Annotated in this window: 4 protein-coding genes and 1 pseudogene; 2 read left to right on the top strand and 3 right to left on the bottom strand. The window is 43.6% G+C overall.

Features of this window, described 5'->3' with window-relative positions:
• Positions 1–307 (top strand): annotated as a pseudogene (locus VE944_RS23325) (hypothetical protein); the annotation flags it as partial.
• 116 nt (positions 308–423) lie between these two features.
• A complete protein-coding gene (locus VE944_RS23320; protein WP_324982588.1) occupies positions 424–894 on the top strand; it encodes a GNAT family N-acetyltransferase in 471 nt (156 codons plus the stop codon).
• Here VE944_RS23320 and VE944_RS23315 read toward each other — a convergent pair.
• From VE944_RS23315 to prmC, 3 genes are all read right to left on the bottom strand, one after another.
• The gene (locus VE944_RS23315) at positions 857–1,774 is read right to left on the bottom strand and encodes a sensor histidine kinase (protein ID WP_324982585.1); all 918 of its coding nucleotides are present in this window, start codon (positions 1,772–1,774) and stop codon (positions 857–859) included. The genes VE944_RS23320 and VE944_RS23315 overlap by 38 nt on opposite strands.
• Before the next feature lie 104 nt (positions 1,775–1,878).
• Positions 1,879–2,472: an L-threonylcarbamoyladenylate synthase gene (locus tag VE944_RS23310; RefSeq protein ID WP_324982582.1), complete on the bottom strand. Its 594-nt coding sequence runs from the start codon at positions 2,470–2,472 to the stop codon at positions 1,879–1,881.
• Positions 2,473–2,553: 81 nt separating this feature from the next.
• Positions 2,554–3,213: peptide chain release factor N(5)-glutamine methyltransferase (gene prmC / locus VE944_RS23305; RefSeq protein ID WP_324982579.1), on the bottom strand; the 660-nt coding region annotated here is incomplete at its 5' end.

Genomic DNA, 3,213 nt, shown 5'->3' with positions numbered 1-3,213 from the left:
GTGGCTGTTTGTGGGCTTTTTGTGGCTCACCATTGCACCTGTTAGCTTGTGGGGTCTACGTGCAGAAATTTCTCTGTGGGAACAATATTTTACCTGGGTAGCGGTGCGATATGGACTCTTCTACCATCCACTGTCTACCTTCGGTTTAGCTTTTTGTATTGGGATGACTGCTGCTGTTTTAGTTTGGCAAAGTCGAAATATCTTACTCGGACTACCAGAGCAGGAAAAACAACGTTTGGAAAAACAAGTTTATCGGATACGTCAGCAGGGGCCAACTCATCCTCTATGGAAATGGGTTTGTCATTAAATATTGGGATAGATGATTAAACTTTCTTTCTCGTTGCATATACATATACACGTACAGCATTTTCTAGCAAAATATGGCTTAAATATACAAAGATACTGCCAAAAGTGGATGCCATAATGAACGAGTCTCAGATTCAATTTAGCTATTGCAAGTCTGAAATTGACCTTTACCAACTTCAAGAACTGTTAAATGTTTCAGCTTTCTGGGCAAAAGGTCGCAGTATTGAAGATTTAGGTATAGCCATTGCCAACAGTGAGCCAGTGATTTCCGTCTGCGATCGCGATCGCCTCATTGGCTTTGCTAGAGCAACATCTGATGGCATATATCGCGCCACAATTTGGGATGTTGTGATTCATCCAGAGTATCAAAGTAGTGGGCTGGGAAGCAAGTTAGTAGAAACCGTTTTGAGTCATCCCCGCATGAGGCGGGTTGAGCGCGTTTACTTGATGACTACTCAACAGCAGGGTTTCTACGAAAAGATTGGTTTTCAACCCAATACCACCACTACGATGGTGTTACACAACCAATCTAACCTTGCTTTCGTTCCTGCTACGGAAGTTCAGTTTCAGGAATCACTAGGGGGATAGAGATTTGTAGTCGACTAATCTCTTGATGTGATTCCTTCGCAATCGTCAAGGGCAAGATTTCTAACTTTCCTCCCATAACTTCCACCAGAGTTTGATTGATTAATAGCCTCATTCCTGGGGAAAGAGCAGCGTTTTCTTGGTCAATACCGGGTGGCTGATCTTCAGATTTAATTAAATCAATCGGTTCGCTCCAGGGTATGGCATGGGTTGGTACATCCAACCAAATTTTTACAAAATTACTTGTAGGCACTGTGCTGCTAGAAATACAGATGCTGCCTTCCTCCATCTGAGTAATGGCAGTGTCTATTAAACTTATCAATATTTGGCGGAGCCAGAGGTAATCTGCCAAAACATAAATTTCTGGGTCGGCGGGTAACAATTGCAAGGGAAAATTGCGATTGGCAGCCAGCATATAAGTTAATTTATGAACATCTTCCAAAATTTGGGCTAATGGTCTAGGCTGAATATCTAATTTATTAGTGCCGTGTTCAGTTCTAGCAACGCTGAGAATTTCATCCATCAACTTGAGTAGCTTCAGCGTTCGCTCGTAAGCTTGGGCAATAAATTCTCGCTCTTCAGCCGGATCTTCACACAAATCCGACAAAATTAACTGATGTAAGCCGATCAAACCACTGAGGGGCGATCGCAATTCATGGGTAGTCCGTGCCAAAAAACCAGCTTTAAACTGGCTCATTTCCCTTGCCATAAGGTATGCCAGCTGCGTTTGCTGTAGCTGTTGCGATATTGGTGGCATATCCTGTTGATCTAATGGCGCTACTGGGGATGAGCTAGATGCATTAGGCGCTCGCACAAATAACTGACGGAAAATCACACCTAGTGCTATTCCTGCTCCTAGATATATCCAGTTGCTCCAATTCATAATTTGGCAATTATTAACTTGTTAATTAACCACAACAGCGCAAACCAAAGTTCCAGATTTCTCTGTTGTTAAAAGCAGCAAGACAACATTATAGCGACCTATATTTAGTTATCACTCGAAATATCTAACTCTATCGCACCTTGCCGCAAAATCTGCCAATTTATTCCTGTCCATTTAGCAACGGTGGAAGGTACACCCGCGCCTGGTATTTCACCCTGGTATTCTAGAGTCAGAACCTTGGGGAACTGAACCTCAATTTCTGCCATTGTTTGCAAAGGCGGCTGACCAGAAAAATTGGCGCTAGTAGTAGCAAGCGGGCCTGTTTGCGCCAAAATAGTTTGAGCGATCGCACTGTTGGGGACTCGAATACCAATTGTCGTTGGATCGATAGGGTTCATAACTTTTGGCACGCGATCTGAAGCTGGTAAAACCAAAGTCAGCCCTCCTGGCCAATATTTATCTGCTAGTTCTCGCCAAACTTTATACTCGTGCTCATCGCCTTTAACATACAGCCACAAATCTTCAGCACTAGCAGCCATCAAAATCAAAGGTTTGTCTTGACTGCGTTGCTTCGCCGCAAAAATTAATCCTGCTTTTTCTGGTATCGCTGCAAGCGCAGGAACAGTATCCGTGGGAAAACTCACCAAAAGCCCAGCGCGTGCCCCAGCTATAAGATTTGTTAAAGAAACTTGTGTCATGTTTACAAAGTTAGGAGTAGAGACGCGATTAATCGCGTCTCTACAGGAGTTAGGAGTGAGCAATTTTCATAACCATCACTCCTAACTTTTATAAGCTAGAGCGAAGCGTTCAATTCCAGCTAAGTCCGCATGAATTTGAATTTTACAATAGCTACCTTGATTTTGTAAAAGTTCTCGCACTGCATCCGCCTGCCCTGCCATCATCTCAATTAACCACACGCCGCCAGCTTGCAAATAACTAGGGGAGATTTCTATCAAATAGCGAATGCAATCTAAGCCATCAGTGCCACCATCCAAAGCTAGATGTGGTTCATGGTTAACTACTTCTGGTTGCAAACTAGGTAAGGTACTGGTGGGTATGTAAGGAGGATTCGACACCATACCACTGAACTGACCTTTGAGAAATGTCAGTGGCTCCCACCAGGAACCTTGATAAAATTTAATCCGGTCAGCAAAACCTAAATTACGGGCGTTGGTTTGGGCGATCGCTAAAGCTTCTAAACTGTAATCAACAGCATGAATTGTTGCTGGCAAGACATCTGCTAGTCCCAAAGCGATCGCTCCACTCCCAGTGCCTAAATCAGCCCAGTGTCCTGATGCATTACTGGCAGATGCTAAAGCTAAATCAATTAAGAATTCTGTCTCTGGTCTGGGAATCAAAACCGCACTTGACACTGCAATTTGAAAGTTACGCCAAGGTGTAACTCCGGCAATATACTGCACTGGTAAGCGGTCATTTAA

It is taken from the genome of Nostoc sp. (genome assembly GCF_035638895.1).
Classification (GTDB): domain Bacteria; phylum Cyanobacteriota; class Cyanobacteriia; order Cyanobacteriales; family Nostocaceae; genus Nostoc.
This window is presented reverse-complemented; position numbering and strand designations above follow the sequence as displayed.